Annotated in this window: 15 protein-coding genes; 9 read left to right on the top strand and 6 right to left on the bottom strand. The window is 66.0% G+C overall.

Annotated elements, in window-relative coordinates; genetic code table 11:
* Positions 1–68: 68 nt before the first annotated feature.
* On the bottom strand, positions 69–1,670 hold the full coding sequence (locus tag GUV69_RS04220) for a DUF4389 domain-containing protein (RefSeq protein WP_244292605.1): 1,602 nt from the start codon (positions 1,668–1,670) through the stop codon (positions 69–71).
* 247 nt (positions 1,671–1,917) lie between these two features.
* Here GUV69_RS04220 and GUV69_RS04225 point away from each other — a divergent pair, with 247 nt between their 5' ends.
* Positions 1,918–2,610 carry a response regulator gene (locus GUV69_RS04225; RefSeq protein ID WP_280113735.1) on the top strand — a complete coding sequence of 231 codons (693 nt, stop codon included), beginning with the start codon at positions 1,918–1,920 and terminating at the stop codon, positions 2,608–2,610.
* 29 nt (positions 2,611–2,639) lie between these two features.
* On the opposite strand, the gene GUV69_RS04230 is transcribed toward GUV69_RS04225, so the two are convergent.
* Entirely contained in the window at positions 2,640–4,355 is a 1,716-nt protein-coding gene (locus tag GUV69_RS04230) for a sensor histidine kinase (protein WP_348272241.1), read from the bottom strand.
* A 155-nt stretch (positions 4,356–4,510) separates the two neighbouring features.
* Here GUV69_RS04230 and GUV69_RS04235 point away from each other — a divergent pair, with 155 nt between their 5' ends.
* The 7 genes from GUV69_RS04235 (at position 4,511) to GUV69_RS04265 (ending at position 11,527) form a co-directional block, all read left to right on the top strand.
* Positions 4,511–4,978 carry a pyridoxamine 5'-phosphate oxidase family protein gene (locus GUV69_RS04235; RefSeq protein WP_164200027.1) on the top strand — a complete coding sequence of 156 codons (468 nt, stop codon included), beginning with the start codon at positions 4,511–4,513 and terminating at the stop codon, positions 4,976–4,978.
* A 6-nt stretch (positions 4,979–4,984) separates the two neighbouring features.
* Positions 4,985–5,983 (top strand): zinc-dependent alcohol dehydrogenase family protein, encoded by a 999-nt coding sequence (locus tag GUV69_RS04240; RefSeq protein ID WP_164200029.1) that lies wholly within the window; start codon positions 4,985–4,987, stop codon positions 5,981–5,983.
* Between the two features lie 96 nt (positions 5,984–6,079).
* On the top strand, positions 6,080–6,550 hold the full coding sequence (locus GUV69_RS04245) for a universal stress protein (protein WP_164200031.1): 471 nt from the start codon (positions 6,080–6,082) through the stop codon (positions 6,548–6,550).
* Positions 6,534–7,049, top strand: coding sequence for a universal stress protein (locus GUV69_RS04250; RefSeq protein ID WP_164200033.1), 516 nt, complete (start codon positions 6,534–6,536; stop codon positions 7,047–7,049). The genes GUV69_RS04245 and GUV69_RS04250 overlap by 17 nt, the downstream gene beginning before the upstream one ends.
* The gene (locus GUV69_RS04255; protein ID WP_164200035.1) at positions 7,036–7,875 is read left to right on the top strand and encodes a universal stress protein; all 840 of its coding nucleotides are present in this window, start codon (positions 7,036–7,038) and stop codon (positions 7,873–7,875) included. Before GUV69_RS04250 ends, GUV69_RS04255 begins: the two co-directional genes overlap by 14 nt.
* A gap of 161 nt (positions 7,876–8,036) precedes the next feature.
* Positions 8,037–9,092 carry a zinc-dependent alcohol dehydrogenase family protein gene (locus GUV69_RS04260; protein ID WP_164200037.1) on the top strand — a complete coding sequence of 352 codons (1,056 nt, stop codon included), beginning with the start codon at positions 8,037–8,039 and terminating at the stop codon, positions 9,090–9,092.
* On the top strand, positions 9,089–11,527 hold the full coding sequence (locus GUV69_RS04265) for an HAD-IC family P-type ATPase (protein ID WP_164200039.1): 2,439 nt from the start codon (positions 9,089–9,091) through the stop codon (positions 11,525–11,527). Before GUV69_RS04260 ends, GUV69_RS04265 begins: the two co-directional genes overlap by 4 nt.
* On the opposite strand, the gene GUV69_RS04270 is transcribed toward GUV69_RS04265, so the two are convergent.
* The gene (locus GUV69_RS04270) at positions 11,524–11,988 is read right to left on the bottom strand and encodes a pyridoxamine 5'-phosphate oxidase family protein (protein ID WP_164200041.1); all 465 of its coding nucleotides are present in this window, start codon (positions 11,986–11,988) and stop codon (positions 11,524–11,526) included. The genes GUV69_RS04265 and GUV69_RS04270 overlap by 4 nt on opposite strands.
* A gap of 136 nt (positions 11,989–12,124) precedes the next feature.
* Here GUV69_RS04270 and GUV69_RS04275 point away from each other — a divergent pair, with 136 nt between their 5' ends.
* Positions 12,125–12,547 (top strand): Hsp20/alpha crystallin family protein, encoded by a 423-nt coding sequence (locus tag GUV69_RS04275; protein ID WP_164200043.1) that lies wholly within the window; start codon positions 12,125–12,127, stop codon positions 12,545–12,547.
* A 32-nt stretch (positions 12,548–12,579) separates the two neighbouring features.
* Here GUV69_RS04275 and GUV69_RS04280 read toward each other — a convergent pair whose 3' ends face one another.
* From GUV69_RS04280 to GUV69_RS04290, 3 genes are all read right to left on the bottom strand, one after another.
* The gene (locus tag GUV69_RS04280; protein ID WP_164200045.1) at positions 12,580–13,605 is read right to left on the bottom strand and encodes an ATP-dependent 6-phosphofructokinase; all 1,026 of its coding nucleotides are present in this window, start codon (positions 13,603–13,605) and stop codon (positions 12,580–12,582) included.
* Positions 13,602–16,004, bottom strand: coding sequence for a phosphoenolpyruvate synthase (gene ppsA / locus GUV69_RS04285; RefSeq protein WP_244292606.1), 2,403 nt, complete (start codon positions 16,002–16,004; stop codon positions 13,602–13,604). Before ppsA ends, GUV69_RS04280 begins: the two co-directional genes overlap by 4 nt.
* Before the next feature lie 72 nt (positions 16,005–16,076).
* Positions 16,077–18,668, bottom strand: a complete 2,592-nt coding sequence (locus GUV69_RS04290) for a cation-translocating P-type ATPase (RefSeq protein ID WP_164206223.1) — start codon at positions 18,666–18,668, stop codon at positions 16,077–16,079.
* Between the last annotated feature and the right edge of the window lie 129 nt (positions 18,669–18,797).

The raw sequence follows: 18,797 nt of genomic DNA on the forward strand, positions 1-18,797 counted from the left end.
TAAGGCTGTGCGTAATCCGCAGCTAGGGGCCTTCAGACCTACAGGCGCCCTGCTGCTGCGGCGAAGCCTTAAGCGCGCGTTGTAGGATCCGACGGCGGCGGACCCTGCGGAGGCACGGGGCCCGCGGGCGGCGGGGAGGACTCAGCCGGCACCGCCGGCGTGCCCGGCACGCCTGCACCGACGCTGGCGTCGTGGTGCGGCTCTCCCACGTCCCGGGCCCCTTGATCGAGGCGGAACGGCGGATATTCGTCGCGCATGAGCGCCACGTAGGTGGTGACCCGGTAGATCCAGCGGTTGAAGCCCATGATCAGGTCGAACAGCGGGCGCTGGTACCGGCCGCTGAACAGCAGGATCACGCCCGCTACCAGCACGAGGAAGCCGAACAGGGAGAACCCGGTGGCCGTCTCGTACCTGATCCCGGGGTTCTGGGGGTCGGTCCAGCGGATCGTGCTGGCCCCGGTCAGTGCCCCGATGATGATCAGGTGCGGCAGCGCCAGCAGCCACCCCTTGACCAGCACGAGCCCGCGGGACAGCCGCTCGGGGTACTCCACTTCAAAATCTGCGGGGTAGTCCGTCCTGGCCAGCGTGAAGGGCGGGTATCTGTCCGTTCCCAGCGCGGCATAGGCGTAGAAGGACACGCGCCAGCCCCACCGGAGGACTCCCACGTTGAAGTCGAAGAGCGCGCGGGGATAGCGGGCCGTAAAGAGGATGGCGAACCAGGCAATGATGGTGACCACAACGAACGCGAACCAGAGGAAGACCAGCACCACGAAGTGCGGGATGGCCAGGAACCACTTCACCAGCCACATCCCCCTGGACAGCACCGGGTCCAGGTCGCCGCGAAGCCGTGAAGGGTAGGGCCGCAGATCGGCAGCGGCCTGGACATCCCGGGCCGCGGCGGGCTGGCCGGGGACCGCCAACGGCGCTGTGCCGGACGGTGCGGAGGGTGTTGCGGAACCTGGCCGGGCCACAGGAACGGAAGGCGACGGTGTGGCGGTGTGGCGCCCCAGCCCTTGCGCGCCGAAGATCAGGAGCGGCACACCGAGAAGCAGCAGGATGGCTCCCGCTGCCAGCAGGCCTGCAGCGATGGGACCGAACAGCTCGGACCGGAACCCGGCCTGAAGATCTGCCGAAATTCCCGGACTGGCGTCGGCATTCATGACCACCACGGACCAGTCTCCTGCTTCGATTTTCCAGTCAAGGTTCTGTTCGCCGCTGCCCGCCGCCGATGCCGCCCAGAACGTCTGGCCTGCGGGAGCTGACAGCTGGGCTGTCCCCTGCACCTCCCGGTATTCAGTACGGAAAGGCCGGAATTCCACTTCCCGCAATTCGGAGTAGTTCGATCCGGACAGGTAGCGGTCAACGTCCTGCCTTGGTCCGATGCCGATAAATACGTCCTTGTCCGGGTTGGCGGATTCCGCCCCGATCCGGATGCTGCCCACGTCGAAAGGCAGGGGTCCGGGGTAGGTGTCGCCGCGTATTCCGTCCGCCCGGGCGGAGACAATGGCGGATGAATCGACGGCGAACCGCTCCCTCGGGGAGGTGAGGTAGCCGCCGTCGTTCTGGAGCGCGTTGACCCACGATGCACCTATACCGCCGGACAGAAGGCCCACCCCCAGCATGGAGAGCAGGATGCCGAGAACAAGCATGGTGATGGAACGAGCCTTCATGGGAGTCCTCCCCGTCGATGAAACAGCGTGGCCCCGCACCCCCTGCCGTGCACTGAGTCCCTTCCAGCCTTAGCCCGCAGTGGCCATGTCAAGTAGGGCCAAAGGTCACATGGACGCGCTGTCACCCTCAGCCCTGCTGCGTTCCCGGGTCCTTGGGCCCTTGTGAGCGTACCCGCCGTCCTACAGAATGAATCAGACGCGGGACCGGCGCCTCGTTGCGGGTGGGGACCCGGCGGCAGAAAGGACCATGATGATCGCTGCAGCAGCATCGGAACACCATGTTGAACCACGCGGCGGCATCCGGGTCTTCATCCTCGACGACCACGAACTGGTACGGCGCGGCCTCCAGGACCTGCTGGAAAGCGAAGGCTTTGTGGTAGTAGGCATGTCCGGCTCTGCCGCCGAAGCGACCCGCCGGATTCCAGCGCTGCGCCCCGACGTGGCCGTTCTTGACGCGCGGCTGCCTGACGGGACCGGGATTGAAGTCTGCCGCGATGTCCATTCCGTCGACGAAACGATCAACTGCCTGATCCTCACCAGCTACGACGACGAACAGGCCCTGCGCGGCGCCGTGCTGGCCGGCGCCTCGGGGTACGTCCTCAAGGAAATAGGCGGTTCCGACCTGATCGGGGCAATTCGCCGCGCTGCCAACGGAGAGTCGCTGTTTGATGCCGACCTGAAAGCCAGGATTATCCAGGGACTGGCCGAGCCGGAACGGGTGGATCCATGGATCGAAGTGCTCACCCGGCAGGAGCGAAGGGTGCTGGAGCTGATTGGCGAGGGCCTGACAAACCGCCAGATCGGCGAGCACATGCTGCTTGCGGAAAAGACCGTCAAGAACTACGTCTCGTCACTTCTGGCGAAGCTGGGCTTTGAACGGCGGACCCAGGCGGCAGTCCATGCGGCCCAGCACCGCGGAAAGCCGCACCATGACCAGTAGGAACTGCACGTAAAGCACGGGAGCCAAGCCTAAAACACAGGAGCCCGCCAGGTCAGCTCTGTTCCTGTGTCCGGTGAACTCGAAACGTCGAAGGTGCCGCCCAGCTTTTCGGCCCTGTGCTGCAGGTTCGTCAGTCCGTTCCCGGGCGATGGAACGGTGAATCCTTCGCCGTTGTCCTTGACCAGGACGCTGACACATCCTTCGTCCACGGAAACTGCCACCCGAATGGCGTCGGCTCCGGAGTGGCGGACGGCATTGCTGAGACCTTCCGTGACCACGGCCAGGATGTTGGATGCTGTTTCCTCGTCCCTGATCGCGTCAATCGGCCCGGTCAGGGTCAGCCGGGGAACGAATCGAAGGGACCGCGCCGCGTTACGGACCGCCTGCAGCACGCGGCTGCTGAGGAGCTCCTTTTCTACGGCAGAATCATTCAGGGAGTAAATGGTGTTGCGCAGCTCCCGGATTGTCTCGTCAAGCTCCGCCGTCACGTTCTGGAGCGTCCGCGCTCCGGCGTCACTGGTAATGACCCGGCGGAGGCTCTGGATGCTGAGCCCCACTGCGAAGAGGCGTTGAATCACGAGGTCGTGCAGGTCACGGGCGATCCGGTCGCGGTCGGTGAACACCGCGAGCTGCTCACGCATGCGGTGGGCGCGCGCCAGTTCAAGGGCCAGGGCAACGTGCGAGCCGAAGACCGTGCCCATTTCCACATCCGTCTTACTGAACGTCCCCGCGACGTGTTCCCGTATCAGGACCAAGACCCCGTAGTGCGTGCCCCGGGCGCCGAGGGCGATCACCAGCATCAGGCCGTCCTTGGGCGTCGGCCCGTCGCTGAGGGCCCTCGAAGCATTCCCGATCACAGCGGCCCGGCCGGTAGCGAAAACTGTGTTGATGTCCTCTGTTTCAAACTCGGGGAGCCGCCCCAGCCACTCTGTGGCATGTTGTCCCGCTGCTCCCGCGACGCGGAACAGCTTCGACGTGTCTTCCGGAACAAGGATGAGGGCCAGTGCGGAGTTGGATTCCTGCAGCGCCCTGGCGGCGATCATGTCCAGGCCGTCATGCGGTCCTGCGCCCGCATCCTCGTCGCCCATCATCCTGCCGGTCACGTCCATGCACGCCTGAAGCCAGGCGGCCCTGCGCCGGGCGTCGTCGTACAGCCCGGCGTTTTCAATCGCAACACCGGCGGCTGCCGCAAGTGCCTCCGCGAGGTCCTCGTCCTCGTCCGTGAAGTCGCCGCCGCCCTTCTTTTGGGTCAGGTACAGGTTGCCGAACACCACATCCCGCACCCGGATCGGCACACCGAGGAAAGACTTCATGGGCGGATGGTGCTGCGGGAACCCATAGGCGTCCGGATGCTGGCTGAGGTCATGGAGCCGGAGCGGTTTGGGGTCACGGATCAGGAGGCCCAGAACGCCGTGGCCGGTGGGAAGCGGTCCGATCCTGCGGGCGAGATCCTCATCTATGCCCACGGTGATGAAGTGGCTCAGCGCCCGGTCACTGCCAATGACCCCCAGCGCTCCGTACTCGGCCTCAACAAGTTGGCAGGCCGAACTGACTACCCTGTGCAGAACCGCTTCCAGGCTAAGGTCTTCGGCGAGTGCTACCACGGCGTTCAGAAGACCCTGCATCCTCTGCTGAACGCCCACGGGTTCCCCCGCGAGACCGGCAAAGCCGGTCAGGAGTTCGTCCAGGCGGGTGCTGCCGGCCGGCGGTGTACCGTCCGCGGACTGCCGGATGGGTTCGCTCACCGAAACCACCTTTGGGAAATGTGGAAATCAGGGTCAACCGGCTGCAGCAGTTGACATGAGCCTACCCCTGCCCAGGCCAATCTTCATGGCCTGGTGGTAAACGTGCGGGTCTTTGTGCCCTACTTCGCCGGGGCGGCCCGCCCTAGGCTTCGGGCATGACTACTGATCCCTCCACGCCTGAGACCGCCACGCTGCCAACGGACGAATGCTGGAAGCTGCTCCGCGGCGGTTCCGTTGGCCGGCTTGCTGTGTGGGTGCATGACCACCCCGAGATTTTCCCGATCAACTACAAGGTTGACCATGAAACGCTGGTGTTCAGAACCGGCGCCGGCACGAAACTTTCGTCCGCAGTGGGCCGGATGGTGGCCTTTGAAACCGATTCTGCCGACACGGACGGCGGCGTCGCCTGGAGTGTCGTTGTGAAGGGGCAAGCCACCGCGCTGAGCCGGAGTCCTGAAGTCCTGGCCTCTGTGGGGCAGTTGCTGTTTCCGTGGGAGACGGGCCGCAAGGATCATTTCCTCCGCATTGTGCCGGAAGAAGTGAGTGGACGGCGCTTCAGGCTTGCCGCTCCGCTGACCTGGGGCAGTTCCGTGGATGAGGCCACCCGCGCCGGACTGGAATGACCCTTTGTGAAGGCGTGGTGGGTGGAGGAACCGGGGCCCATAGCAACCGGGCCCCTGCGCCTGGGCGAGCGGCCTGACCCGTCGCCCGGGCCGGGTGAGGTCCTGCTCTCCGTCCGTGCGTGTGGCGTCTGCCGCACGGATCTGCACCTCGCCGAGGGCGATCTCCGTCCCCGCGGCGCCCGGAGGATCCCCGGGCACGAAGTGGTTGCCGACGTCGTGGGCCTGGGACCGGGCAGCTCCCGGTTCCGTCTCGGCGAGCGGGTAGGAGCAGCGTGGCTCGCCCGCACGTGCGGGACGTGCCGGTTCTGCCTGCGCGGTTCAGAGAATCTCTGTCTCAGCCCCACGTTCAACGGCTGGGATACCGACGGCGGCTATGCGGAACTGATGACCGCGCACCAGGACTACGCCTACCCGCTGCCTGACGTGTTCACCGATGAAAAGGCCGCCCCTTTGCTGTGTGCAGGGATCATCGGGTACCGGGCACTCCGGTGCTCCGGGCTCCCGCCGGGTGGCCGGCTGGGGATCTACGGTTTTGGCGGTTCGGCCCACCTGACTGCGCAGATGGCACTCTACGAAGGCGCAAGGGTCTACGTCATGACACGGTCGGCCGCTGCGCAGCAACTGGCCCTTGACCTGGGCGCCACGTTCGCCGGGCCCGCTGAAGCCGAGCCGCCTGATCCGCTGGACGCGGCGATCCTCTTCGCACCCGTGGGCGATCTGGTGCCGGTGGCGCTGAGGGCACTGGACCGCGGCGGCACCCTCGCCGTTGCCGGAATCCACCTGAGTGACATCCCGGCGCTCGATTACCAAAAGGACCTCTTCCAGGAGCGCCACCTCCGCAGTGTTACCGCCAACACCAGGTCCGACGGCCAGGACTTCCTGGCGCTGGCCGGAAAGATCCCCCTCCGCCCCACCACCGTCCCCTACCCGTGGACCAAGGCGGACCAGGCATTGCTGGACCTTTCCCGGGACCGTTTCACCGGCGCCGCCGTGCTGCTGCGGTAAGCCGGAAACGCCGGGCAGAACGGGCGGGCTGAACTGCCGGCAGTGCGTGACCTTCGGCCCTAGGCACACGGCCGGCTGGTGGAGGAAGGTACTCCCATGAGCGACAGCAGACGCATCCTTGTTGGAATTGACGGTTCGGAATACTCCCCCGCGGCTCTGCGCCTGGCCGGGCAGCTGTCCTCGGCACTGGCCGCCCCTTTGCATGTAGTCACGTGCCTGGGCTTGTCCGACTTCTACCTTCCGGAGCATCTGCCCCCGGGAGGCGACCTCGATACCCCGGCAGAGCTTGAGGCGATTGCGCGCCGCAATATGGAGCAGGCTATCGAGAGGGCATTCGGCCAGGAACGCCCTGAACACCTCACCGCCGACGTCAAGGTGGGAGCACCGGCCAAGGTCCTGGTGGAGGAAAGCCGGAACGCGCAAATGCTCGTGGTCGGCCGGCGGGGCCGCGGCGGCCTGCTGGGCCAGCTCATGGGTTCGGTCAGCGCCGTCTGTGCAGCCCAGGCGCATTGTCCGGTGCTGGTGGTCGGCCAGGACACAGAGGGAGACCATGGAACGAAGCAGTGAGCTGCCCGCCATAGTGGTGGGCGTGGACGGAACCCCTCCGTCCATCACCGCCCTGCGCTTGGCCGGCACGTTGGCGCCGCTGCTCAGGGCCCGCATCCGGGCCGTCACCTGCTGGCAGTTCCGGATCGCCGTCGGAACCTTCACTCCCGTCCTGTGGAACCCCGAAGAGGAGGCCCTGAAGGTTTGCGCCGCCGCGGTAGCCACGGCGTTCGACGGCGCCCCTCCCGCCGATCTCGAAATGGTCACCTCCGAGGGCACTGCGGCCAGGAAACTGGTCGAAGAAAGCAGGACCGCACAGATGGTCGTGGTGGGCAGCCGCGGCCGCGGAGGATTTGAAGGTTTGCTCCCGGGCGGGGTCAGCGCGACGGTGGCCGAGCATGCGGCATGCCCTGTCCTGGTGTCGCACGGGACTGACCTGCCCGCCGCGCTGTCCGGTACTTCCGGGCAGCGCTCTGCGGACGGGGGCGGTCAGGCCGGGTCCAGCCATGCCGGCGCCTGACCGCATAGTGGTTGGCTACGACGGCTCGCAGCAGGCGGCCCTTGCTGTCCGCTGGGCCGCCCGGCATGCAGCCCTCCTGGACAGTGAACTGCAGGTGGTCCACTGCTCACTGTGGCCGCTCCTGACCCACGATCTCGGCCCGGTCAAGGGCGTGGCGGGCAGCGGCCTGCAGCATCAGGCGGAAGCCATCCTGGAAGAGGGCAGGGCTGAGGCCCAGTCCGCGGCACCCGGGACCACGGTCCTGGACACCCTCGTCTACGGGCTGCCCGCAGGGCATCTCCGGCGGATGGCTGAGGATGCCCGCATGCTGGTGCTTGGCAGCCGTGGAATCGGTGGGTTCCTGGGGCTGCTCGTGGGATCAGTCAGCCTGGAACTGGCCGCCACGGCATCATGCCCTGTTGCAGTGATTCGGTTTGATAAGCACCCGGAAGGGCGCGTTGTCGTAGGGATAGATCCTGCCGGTTCCGCCGGCGCGCTTCGCCTTGCCTGCGATGTGGCCATGGCCACGGGAGCGGAACTGATGATCGTCCACGTAACCCGCCCGCAGGATGGCACGGTGTACTCACCCGCAGGAGGCCTGGAAGCGGCCCGTCGGCTCCTGGAAAAGTCGACGGCGACAGCCCGGGCACTGGCTCCGACAGTGGCCGTGAGCCAGGACCTGGTCCGGGATTCGTCGGTTCCGCGGGCGCTTCTGAATGCTGCCCGCGGCGCCGCCCTCATCGTCGTCGGAAACAAAGGACACGGCCTCCTGAAGGGAACCGTCGGATCAGACGCCCATGCCGTCCTCCACCACGCAACAGGCCCCGTGCTCATCTCCCGCAACTGAACCCGCCCAGGACCTGACCGGTGCCCCGTCGCCGCCTCCCGGCGTCGGGCTTCCGGGACCTTTGTCCCTTACCGCCGCGGCAGCCGGGCGCCATCGTTGAGGTGGAGCAAGCATTCCGCCCGCCCCGTGGAACCCATGAACACCAACACCGAGGAACGGCTATGAAAGCTATCGTTTACGGCGGCCCGGGAAAGAAGTCCTGGACAGATGTGCCCGATCCGGCGATCCGGAACCCCGCCGATGCCATCGTTAAGGTGGACACCACCACCATTTGCGGGACAGATCTGCACATCCTCAAGGGCGACGTGCCGGCCGTGACGGAAGGAAGAATACTGGGCCACGAAGGCGTGGGCACCATCACGGAGGTCGGTTCGTCGGTGACCAGCCTCAAACCGGGAGACCGCGTCATCATCTCGTGCATCAAGTCCTGCGGTCACTGCGCCAACTGCAAGGTTGGCCTCTATTCACACTGCATGGGTGAGGAGGGGGCTGCGGGCATCGGCTGGGTGTTCGGCCATCTGATTGACGGTACCCAGGCTGAATACGTGAGGGTTCCCTACGCAGAAAATTCGCTGCATCTCCTGCCGCCCGGGGTGAGCGACGAGCAGGCCGTTATGCTGTCCGACATCCTTCCCACGGGCTTTGAAATCGGTGTCCAGTACGGCCGCGTGAAGCCAGGCGACACAGTGGCGGTGGTGGGTGCGGGCCCGGTGGGACTCGCCGCCATCGCCACGGCGGGGCTCTACGGGGCAGCGAGCATCATCGCACTGGACCTCGACCGCAACCGGCTGGAGAAGTCCCGGGAATTCGGAGCCACGGACGTTGTGCTTTCAGCCGACGCCGACTGGAAGGAACAGGTGCTGGGACTCACCGACGGCCAAGGCGTGGACGTGGCCATCGAGGCAGTGGGCATTCCGGAGACGTTCAGCATGTGTACGGAGATCGTCCGGCCGGGCGGCAATGTGGCCAACGTCGGGGTCCACGGAAAGTCCGTGGAACTCCATGTGGAGAACCTCTGGATCCGGAACATCAACATCAGCATGGGGCTCGTGAACGCAAACACCACACCCATGCTGCTCAAGCTCGTGGCCCAGAAGAAGCTGCCGGCCGAAAAGTTCGCAACGCACCGCTTCCGTTTCGACGAATTCATGGATGCCTATGACACCTTCGCCAGGGCAGCAGAGACCAGCGCCTTGAAGGTGGTCATCTCGGCATGACCCTGTCCGCACCGTCCGGCCTCACCGCGGGGGACGTGCGGGAGCGGACGCTGGCCGGCCTGGCCAACGGTGCACCGGAGGAATCAAGCCGAAGCCTGTGGCGGATCCTTCGGTCCAACGTCCTGACATTGTTCAACGGCATTGTTGGCGGTTGTTTCCTGCTGCTGCTCCTCCTGGGCCAGTGGAAGGACGCGCTGTTCGGCTTTGCCGCGCTCAGCAACGCCGTTATTGGCGTCGTCCAGGAATACCGGGCCAAGAGGCTCCTGGACCAGCTCGCCGTCCTGGATGCCCCGCAGGCCAGGGTGCTGCGCGACGGCAGGGTCCAGGAAATTGCTGTTGCTGACGTGGTCATGGATGACATCTGTGTACTGCAGGCCGGTGACCAGGTTGTAGCGGACGCCGTCATCATCGATGACGACGGCCTGGAGATCGACGAGTCGGTCCTCACCGGGGAATCCGAACCCGTCGGCAAGGACAAGGGCTCACCCGTCCTGTCCGGATCCTCCGTTTCGGCAGGCCAGGGACGGGCACGGGTAGTCGCCGTGGGCGCCGGCTCGTACGCCAGCCGGCTCACCGCCGAAGCCAAGCGGTTCTCCCTGGTCAATTCGGAAATCCGCAACGCGATCAACCGCGTCCTCCGCTGGATCAGCTGGGCCCTCCTACCCGTCGTGGCCATCATCACCAACGGCCAGATGCAGGCCAAAGGCGGCTGGGAGGCTGCGTTCAGGACCGGCGCCTGGGAAGAGGCACTCGTCGGGGCGGTGGGGGCTGCCATCGCCATGATCCCGCTGGGCCTGGTCCTGATGACCAGCGTGGCGTTCGCCGTGGGCGGTGCACGGCTGGCCCGCCTCAACGTGCTGGTCCAGGAGCTCGCAGCCGTGGAAGGACTGGCCCGCGTGGACGTCCTGTGCATCGACAAGACCGGCACCCTCACCGAGGGCAGGGTTGTCTTCGACGACGTTCACGACACCGGCCTTCACGGCACCGGACAGGAGCTTCCCCGGGGATGGCGGGAGGCCCTGGGATGGTTCGGTTCCGACCCCCACGCCAATGCCACCGCCCGCTGCCTGGCACCCGCGTTCGCGTTCGAGGGCGGCGCAGCACCGGCCGCCGTCGTTCCGTTTTCGTCTGCACGAAAATGGAGCGCCGCCAGTTTTGACCGCCCGCACGCCGCCGCCGGAACATGGGTACTTGGGGCCCCGGACATGGTGTTCGGGGCCGGCAGCCCGGCAGGCGCGCCCAGTGAGGCGCTCCTGGGTCAGTCCCGCCGGCTGGCGTCCCTGGGTTTGCGCACCCTGGTGCTGGCGTACACGCCCCACATGCTCCCCGGCGAGGACTCCGACGACGTTCGTCTGCCCGCCGGGCTGGCTGCTGCCACCCTCCTGACGTTCCGCGAAAAAGTGCGTCCGGACGCGGCCCGGACCCTCGCCTACTTCCGGCAGCAAGGTGTCGACGTCAAGGTCCTCTCCGGCGATGACCCCCGGACGGTAGCGGCCGTGGCACGGGAGGTGGGGCTCGGCGTTAGTGCCGGCTACGATGCACGGCACCTGCCGTCAGACCCGCATCTGATGGAAGAAACGCTGGACAGCTTTTCCGTTTTCGGCCGGGTCACGCCAGCACAAAAGAGGGACATGGTCCTGGCGCTCCAGAGAACGGGCCACACCGTTGCCATGACGGGAGACGGCGTTAATGACGCCCTCGCCCTCAAGGAAGCGGATATCGGGATAGCCATGGACACCGCCGCGCCGGCCACCAAAGCGGTGGCCCGCCTGGTGCTCCTGGACGGACGTTTCAACCGGCTTCCGGCCGTACTCGCCGAAGGCCGCCAGGTCATCGCCAACATCGAACGGGTCTCGGTGCTGTTCCTCAGCAAAACAACCTATGCAGTCTGCCTCTCAGTGATCTTTGGAGCACTCATGTGGAGTTATCCGTTCCTGCCGCGGCAGCTCTCCGCCACGGACGGCCTCACCATCGGCATCCCGGCGTTCTTCCTGGCTCTGATGGGAAACGCCCGCCGCTACAGGCCGGGATTTCTGCGGCGCTCACTGTCCCTGGCCATCCCGGCAGGGATTATTGTGGCGGCGGCGGTCATCGCCGTCCAGGCGTATGCCATGGCAGCGGGCGGCTTCACTGCCGGCGCGAACCGGACAGCATCAGTGCTGACACTTTCCCTGGTGGCCCTGACGATTCTGATGGCCGTCAGCCGCCCCGTCAGCGGCCTCCGTCTGGCTGTCGTCGCGGCCATGGCCACAGGGGTTGTCCTGCTGCTGACCGTCCCGTTCCTGACGGATTTTTTTATGCTGGAATGGCCTCCGCCCGGGCTCCTGGCCGCGTCCCTTACGGCCTCGGCCGCCGCCATCCTGGGCGTGCTCGTGCTGAGCCGGATCCACGCACGCAGGTACCCGGTCGGCCACGCCACGGAGCCGCCCGCTTAGAGCCAGTCGGCCGAAAAGTCCTGCGGCGGCCACCAGCGCGTCCGCGGAGACACCGCAAACCGCCGGCCCGAGATCTCTGCCGGGCGGATCTGCACCAGATGCTCCTTGAGGCCGGCCTGCCACGGTTGGCGGTCGGGCCCGGCTTCCTGCAGGCTGGCCGGATCCCCGCTGAAAACTCCCGGCTCCCCTTTGACCACAACGCTCCACACTTCGGTGCCGTAGGGGTTCAAGCCATCCACCTCGAAGGCCACGGCAGTGCCGCTGAGGAGGGCGCGGAACTTCGTGCCGGGCGCCGTCCGGAAGACCACCGTTTCGTCGACGACCACAAAGTTCACCGGAAAGATCTCCGGGACCGCACCGTTGATCACAGCCAGCCGCCCGATGTAGGAGGACTGCAGGTACTGCCAGCAGTCAGCCGGTCCGAGAACTTCGGCGTGCGACTCTGAGGTGGGGTTGCTCATGCACTGATCCTAGCCTCCAATCCCCGCACCGCCGGAGGGACCAAAGACTCTTGGTACCTCCGGTGCGTGGCCGGAGGCTTAAGTAGCCGGGCACTATCCATCCCCCGGCGCGGTCATCATTGCAAGGAGGCAAACAATGGCTGATTTGATGAAGTGGTTTGACACCCGGCGCTCCCCCGTCGAGATGATTGAAAGGCTGTTCGAAGGTGACACCGCGGCCTCGGGGATCCGGGTCGAGGAGTCAATCGAAGGCAATACCCTGGTGGTCCGGGCTGAACTGCCGGGCATTGATCCCGAGAAGGACGTCAACGTTTCCATCGTTGACGGGGCCCTGGAGATCAAGGCCGAGCGCAGGGAACAGTCTGAACAGAAGGAAAAGAACAGCTACAGGTCCGAGTTCCGGTACGGCTCGTTCGTCCGCCGGCTGGCCCTGCCTGAGGGCGTCCGGGGCGATGACATCACCGCCTCGTACAAGGACGGCGTGCTGGAGGTCAGGACTCCCGTTCCGGAAAAGGCCCAGCAGCCGCCCGCACGGAAGATCGAGATCACCCGCGGCTGACGGCGCCCCGCCCGCTCACCCGAAGCCCATGCTCAGCCGAAGAGGACCGCTGCCTCCTGGTAGCGGTCCTCCGGCACGGTCTTAAGCCGGCCAAGCGCGGCTTCGAAACCGACGTTTACAATGCTGGTGCCCCGCAGGGAGACCATGGTTCCCCACCGGCCCTCCGCAGCCGAGGCCACGGCCGCCATCCCCAGCCGGGTCGCCAGGACCCTGTCAAAAGCTGTCGGTGCGCCACCCCGCTGGATGTGCCCCAGGATGGTTGCCCTGGTCTCGATTCCGGTCATCGCCTGCAGCTCCTGTTCCAGCAGCAGGCTGATCCCGCCGAGCCGGGGCCTGCCAAAAGTGTCCAGGCCACGCGGCGAATACGGCGCCTGCCGGCCTTCGGGGACGAATGCCTCCGCCACCACCACCAGTGGTGCCCGTCCGCGGTGGTGCGCGGACTGCACCCACCGGGCCACCTGCTCCAAGGAAACCCTCTGCTCCGGGATGAGGATGGCGTGCGCACCGGACGCCATCCCCGAATGCAGGGCGATCCAGCCGGCGTTCCGGCCCATTACTTCGGCGATCATGCAGCGGTGATGCGACTCGCCAGTGGTACGGAGCCTGTCGATGGCATCGGTCGCCGTCTGGACTGCCGTGTCGAACCCGAACGTGACATCGGTGGCATCAAGGTCGTTGTCGATGGTTTTCGGAACGCCGATGACTTTGATCCCCGCGTTGGCCAGTTCCTGCGCTGCCGCCAGTGTGCCCTCTCCCCCGATGGCCACCAGGCCATCCACGCCCACCTCCTGAAGGCTTCTGCGCACCGCCTCTATCCCGCCGTTTTTGAGCGGGTTGGTGCGCGACGTACCCAGGATGGTCCCGCCCAGGCGGGCAAGCCCCCGAACGGCGTGGCGCGGCAGCGGGATCAGGTCCCGGTCAAGCACCCCCTGCCAGCCGTCGCGGAACCCGACGAAACCGTAGCCGTACGTTATGACTCCCCGCAGCACGGCACCGCGGATCACAGCATTGATTCCCGGGCAGTCCCCGCCGCTGGTGAGTATGCCGAGGCGGGTCACTGAATGGACTTCTCGGCGGAGGCAATCACGTGGACGGTCTTAAGGAAGGTGTCCGGGTTCAGCGAGATGGAATCAATGCCCTCCCGCACCAGGAACTCCGCGAAATCAGGATGGTTGCTGGGGCCCTGGCCGCAGATGCCCACCTTTGTTCCGGCTGCGTGGGCTTTGCCAATGACCTGCGCAATCATCGAGGTGACAGCTTCATCCCGCTCATCGAACAGCCCCACGAGTTCCTCGGAATCCCGGTCCACGCCGAGAACCAGTTGGGTCAAATCGTTGGAGCCGATGGAGAAGCCGTCAACGCGCCGCGCGAACTCCGTGGCGAGAATGACGTTTGAGGGGATCTCGCACATCATGTAGACCTGCAGGCCCTGCCGGCCGCGGGTCAGGCCGTTTTCCGCCATTTCCTTGATCACCAGGTCTGCCTCGAGGGGTGTGCGGCAGAAGGGAACCATGACAATGACATTCGAAAATCCCAGTTCCTCCCGCACCCGCTTCAGCGCCCGGCACTCGAGGGCGAATCCTTCCCGGTAACGCTCGTTGTAATAGCGTGAAGCGCCGCGAAAACCCAGCATGGGATTCTCTTCGGCAACTTCGAAGGAACTGCCTCCGATCAGATGGGCGTACTCGTTGCTCTTGAAGTCGCTGAGCCTGACGATGACAGGGTTCGGGTGATACGGCGCTGCGATCTTGCCGATGCCGGTGGCGAGGACGTCCACGAAGTACTCCTGCAAGTCCGGATAGCCGTGGGCGAGCTCCTTGATGCGCTCAGCCTCGCCGGGGCTGGTCACCCGTTCCGGGTGTACCAGGGCCATCGGATGGATCCGGATGAGGTTGCTGATGATGAATTCCATCCGCGCCAGGCCCACGCCCGCTGCCGGCAGGCGCCACCACTGAAAGGCGGCGGAAGGACTGGCGATGTTGACCATAATGGCGGTCCGCGTCTCCGGTAGCGTCCCGAGGTCAACCTCCTCGACGTCGAAAGCCAGCGTGCCCGCATAGACCTGCCCGTTCTCTCCCCCTGCACACGAAAGCGTAATTGGTGCCCCGTTCCCGAGCACCGAGGTTCCGGTGCCGGTACCCACAACGGCAGGAACACCCAGTTCCCTGCTGACAATCGCGGCGTGGCTGGTGGGGCCGCCATGGTCGGTGACGATGCCGGCGGCGCGTTGCATGATGGGAACCCAGTCAGGATCGGTCATCCGCGTGACCAGAATTGAGCCGTCCCGGAAATCGTCGATGTCTTTGGCGTCCCGCACCACACAGGCGAGGCCGTGCGCAATGGATTCGCCGACTGCGGCCCCTTCCGCCAGGAGCCGGCCCGACTCGCGGAGGTGATAGACGCTGAAGACTGAGCCGCTGCGCCTCGCCTGGACGGTTTCCGGCCGGGCCTGCACCATAAAGAGCTCTTCGGTGGAACCGTCCCTGGCCCACTCCATGTCCATCGGGCGGCCGTAGTGTTCCTCCACGGCTACTGCCCAGCGGGCCAGCGTCACAATCTCGGAGTCGGTGAGCACAAAGGAACGGCGCTCCTGCTCAGAGGTTTCAACGGTCCTGGTACGTGCATGCCCGCCGCGGCTGTAGACCATCTTGCGTTCCTTGGCGCCCATGGTCTTTTCGATGATCGGCATAAAGTGCCCGTCAGCCAGTAAAGGCTTGAACACCTGGTATTTATCGGGATTGATGCTTCCTTGAACCACGGTTTCCCCCAGCCCCCACGCGGCGCTGATCAAGACGCTGCGCGGGAACCCGGACTCCGTATCGATGGAAAACATCACCCCGGATGCGCCCAGGTCCGAGCGCACCATCCGCTGCACACCTACGGACAGGGCTACTTCCAGGTGGTCGAACCCCTTGATTTCCCGGTAGGAGATGGCCCGGTCGGTAAACAGGGAGGCGTAACACCGGCGGCAGGCCTCCAGGAGTTCCCGTTCCCCGGAAATGTTCAGGAACGTTTCCTGCTGGCCGGCGAAGCTCGCATCGGGGAGGTCTTCGGCCGTTGCGCTGCTGCGTACAGCCACCGAGGCCCTGGTGTGGCCCGTGCGTTCGGAGAGTGCCCTGTAGTGGTCCCTGATGGCGGCGGCGATCTCGGGCGGGAACTGGCTTTCGAGGATGAGCTCCCGGATGGATTCCCCGGTCTCGCGCAAGGTTGCCCGGCCTTCGCGGTAGTGCCCGATCGAGGTACGTATTCGCGGTTCGAGGCCGTTGGCCGCAACAAAGGAGCGGTAGGCGGAGGCTGTGGTGGCGAAGCCCTCGGGCACCCGGACCCCGGCATCCATCAGCGACCGGGTTAGTTCACCCAGCGACGCATTCTTGCCGCCGACGGCCGGAACGTCGTCCATTCCCACGTCCTCGAACCACACCACGTGATTGCTGTCCGTCGGCGTCATATCGGCCATGGCTCGATCCTTCCGGGCCGGCGGGCCGGGCATCAGAGTCTTTGGTCCCGTGCCGTGCGGGGTCATGCGGTGCTAACGCACACTGTTGGCAGCCTGCCTTAGCCTCTTGTGCGCCCAGTCCGCGGCCAGGACCGCAGGAACTGCCAGCGCGGCGAGGGCGAATCCGATGGGCGGCGGCGGGAGGTGCCCGAGCGCTGCGGACACGGGACCAACGAAGAGGCACACAGCGAGGGCACCAATTTCGGCAAGCACCGCCCAGAGCAGCAGGTGGTTCGTGAACCAGCCTTGGGTCCAGGGCGGACGGGTGGCGCTTCGGCAGGCGAACGCATTCGCCAGCTGACCAAGCACAACGGCTGTGAAGGCGGCCCCGGAAGCCGCCATCAGCAGGCCGGCATCGTGCTGTTCCCCGCGCATCCAGCCGCCGGAGAACAGCACTACCGAAAATGCTGTCATGGACACCGCCGCTTCGACCGGACCCAGCACGCAGAACACCCGGAACATCAGCCGGCGGTCCATCAGGTGGCGTCTCTCCGGTGGCCGCTTGAGGACTCCCTTCCCCGGCGGTTCCCCGCCGAGGGCGAGGGCGGGCAGCAGATCGGTGCCGATGTCCAGGGCCAGGATCTGAAGTACGCCAAGGGCGAGGGGAAACTGCCCGCCCGAGAGTGCCCAGATGATGAAGGGCGTCAGCTCGGCAACGTTGTCCGTCAGGTGGTAGGTCAGAAATCTGTGAATGTTGGCGTAGGTGGCGCGGCCCTGTTCGATTGCTGCCACGATGGTGCCGAAGTGGTCGTCCAGGAGAACCAGGTCTGAGGCTTCACGGGCAACGTCTGTTCCGCTGAGGCCCATCGCCACCCCGATGTCGGCTTCCTGGAGGGCGGGACCGTCATTTACACCGTCACCGGTCATGGCCACGATGTGGCCCCTGCTTTGCAGGGCCCTGGCTACGCGGAGCTTTTGTTCCGGGGAGACCCGGCTCACAACAATGCCGTCGCGGTCCAGCATGGCGCCAAGGATCTGTTCATCCTCGGGCAGTTGCGATCCTTCCAGAACCACTTCCGGTGTTCCGACAAGTCCGATTTCGCGGGCGATGGCGGCGGCTGTTGCCGGATGGTCACCCGTGATCATGCCGATCCGGATGCCGGCGTCCCGGGCGGTCCGGATCACCTCGTCGACGCCCTGCCTTGGCGGGTCGTGGAGGGCGATCAGCCCGAGCAGGACAAGGTCCGTTTCGGCTTCCTCCGCCCGGCATTCCAGCCAGTCCTGCAGAGGTCCGGGCAGGTCACGCGCAGCCACCGCTATGACCCGCAGCCCGCGCGAAGCCATGGCTTCAACTTCCTCCGCCGCAGCGTCCGCGGACGCGCCGCAAAGGGGCAGCACTGATTCCGGCGCCCCTTTGACAAAGAGGGTTGTGCCGGCCACAACTGACTCCCGGCGGCGCCTCGGGTCAAACGCGAACCGCCGGGCGGGCTTCGCAATCCCCGGGGCGTTTGGTGCAAGCCTGCGGGCCAGGACGTCAAGGGCGGCCTCCATCGGATCACCGTCAGCGCGCCACTCCCCGCCATGCAGGACGGCCCGGCCCTGGGAGGCTGCGCGTGCTGCGAGCGCGGTCCGCGTTGCGGCTGCCACCGCGGTTCCGCCGATCTCAGCTACCGGCCCGTACCCCTCCCCGGACACGGTTACCCTGCCGTCCGCCGTGAAGACTTCGACGGCGTTCATCCGGTTTTGCGTCAGGGTTCCTGTCTTGTCGGTACAGATGAAAGTCGTGGACCCCAGGGTTTCCACCGCTTCCAGGTTGCGGACCAGTGCGTTGCGCCCCGCCATCCGTTGGGCCCCCATGGCAAGGGACAACGTCACGGTCGGCAGGAGCCCTTCGGGGACCAAAGCAACGGCGACGCCGATGGCGAAGAGGAAGGCAGCGCTCCAGGGGATGCCCACCAGCAGCGACACAACAAAGAAAACCGCGGCGACAGCCAGTGCCGCAGCCGCTATGAGGCGGACGATCCTGCGCAGTTCGCGGGCCAGGGGGGTTGGCGGAGATACGGTCCCGCTGGTCAGCTTCGCAATGCCGGCCAGCCTGGTGTCCGCGCCGGTGCGGGTCACGACGGCCTCTGCCTCGCCATTGACCAGGAATGTCCCGCCCCAGGCAGGCTCGCCGGCGGCTTTCGGCACGGCGTCACTTTCGCCTGTCAGCAAGGACTCATCCAGGGCGCAGCCTGAGCCGAGAACCAGGACGACGTCGGCCGGCACCCTGTCGCCCGCCGTCAGGATAACGGCGTCCCCCGGGACCAGTTCGCTGGCGGGGATCCGCCGCGGGTGCCCGTCCCTGAGGACAGAGACCTCTGCCGGCAGCAGCCCGCGCAGTTTAGCTGTTGCGTGCTGCGCGCGTTCCTGCTGGATGTGGGCGAAGATCCCGTTGACCACCACTACCACGATGATTGCAGCACCCAGCTGCGGCATCCCGCCGACGAAAGCCAACACAGCGGCGCACCAAAGCATCAGGGCAAAGAAATGCGTCAGCTCGCCCACGAGCTTGCGCCACTGAGGCACCGGTTTCGCCGCCGGCAGAACGTTTGGCCCCGACTCCCGCAGCAGGGCGGCGGCACGGTCGGAGGTCAAACCGGTCGCGTCCGGCCCCGTCGGGGGCGGACCCTCGCGTTGCGCCACTGCTGCTCCATCGTCGCCGAAGCCTGGTCCGCTGACAGGCTGCACCCGCGGCGCAGCACTGACTAGGGCCAAAGGTCATTCGCGTCCTTCGCAGGAGCGGGAGGGGTGGTGACCTTGGACCCTGTTGGT

This window comes from [Micrococcus luteus] ATCC 49442, from assembly GCF_010367585.1.
Lineage (GTDB): Bacteria > Actinomycetota > Actinomycetes > Actinomycetales > Micrococcaceae > Arthrobacter > Arthrobacter luteus_A.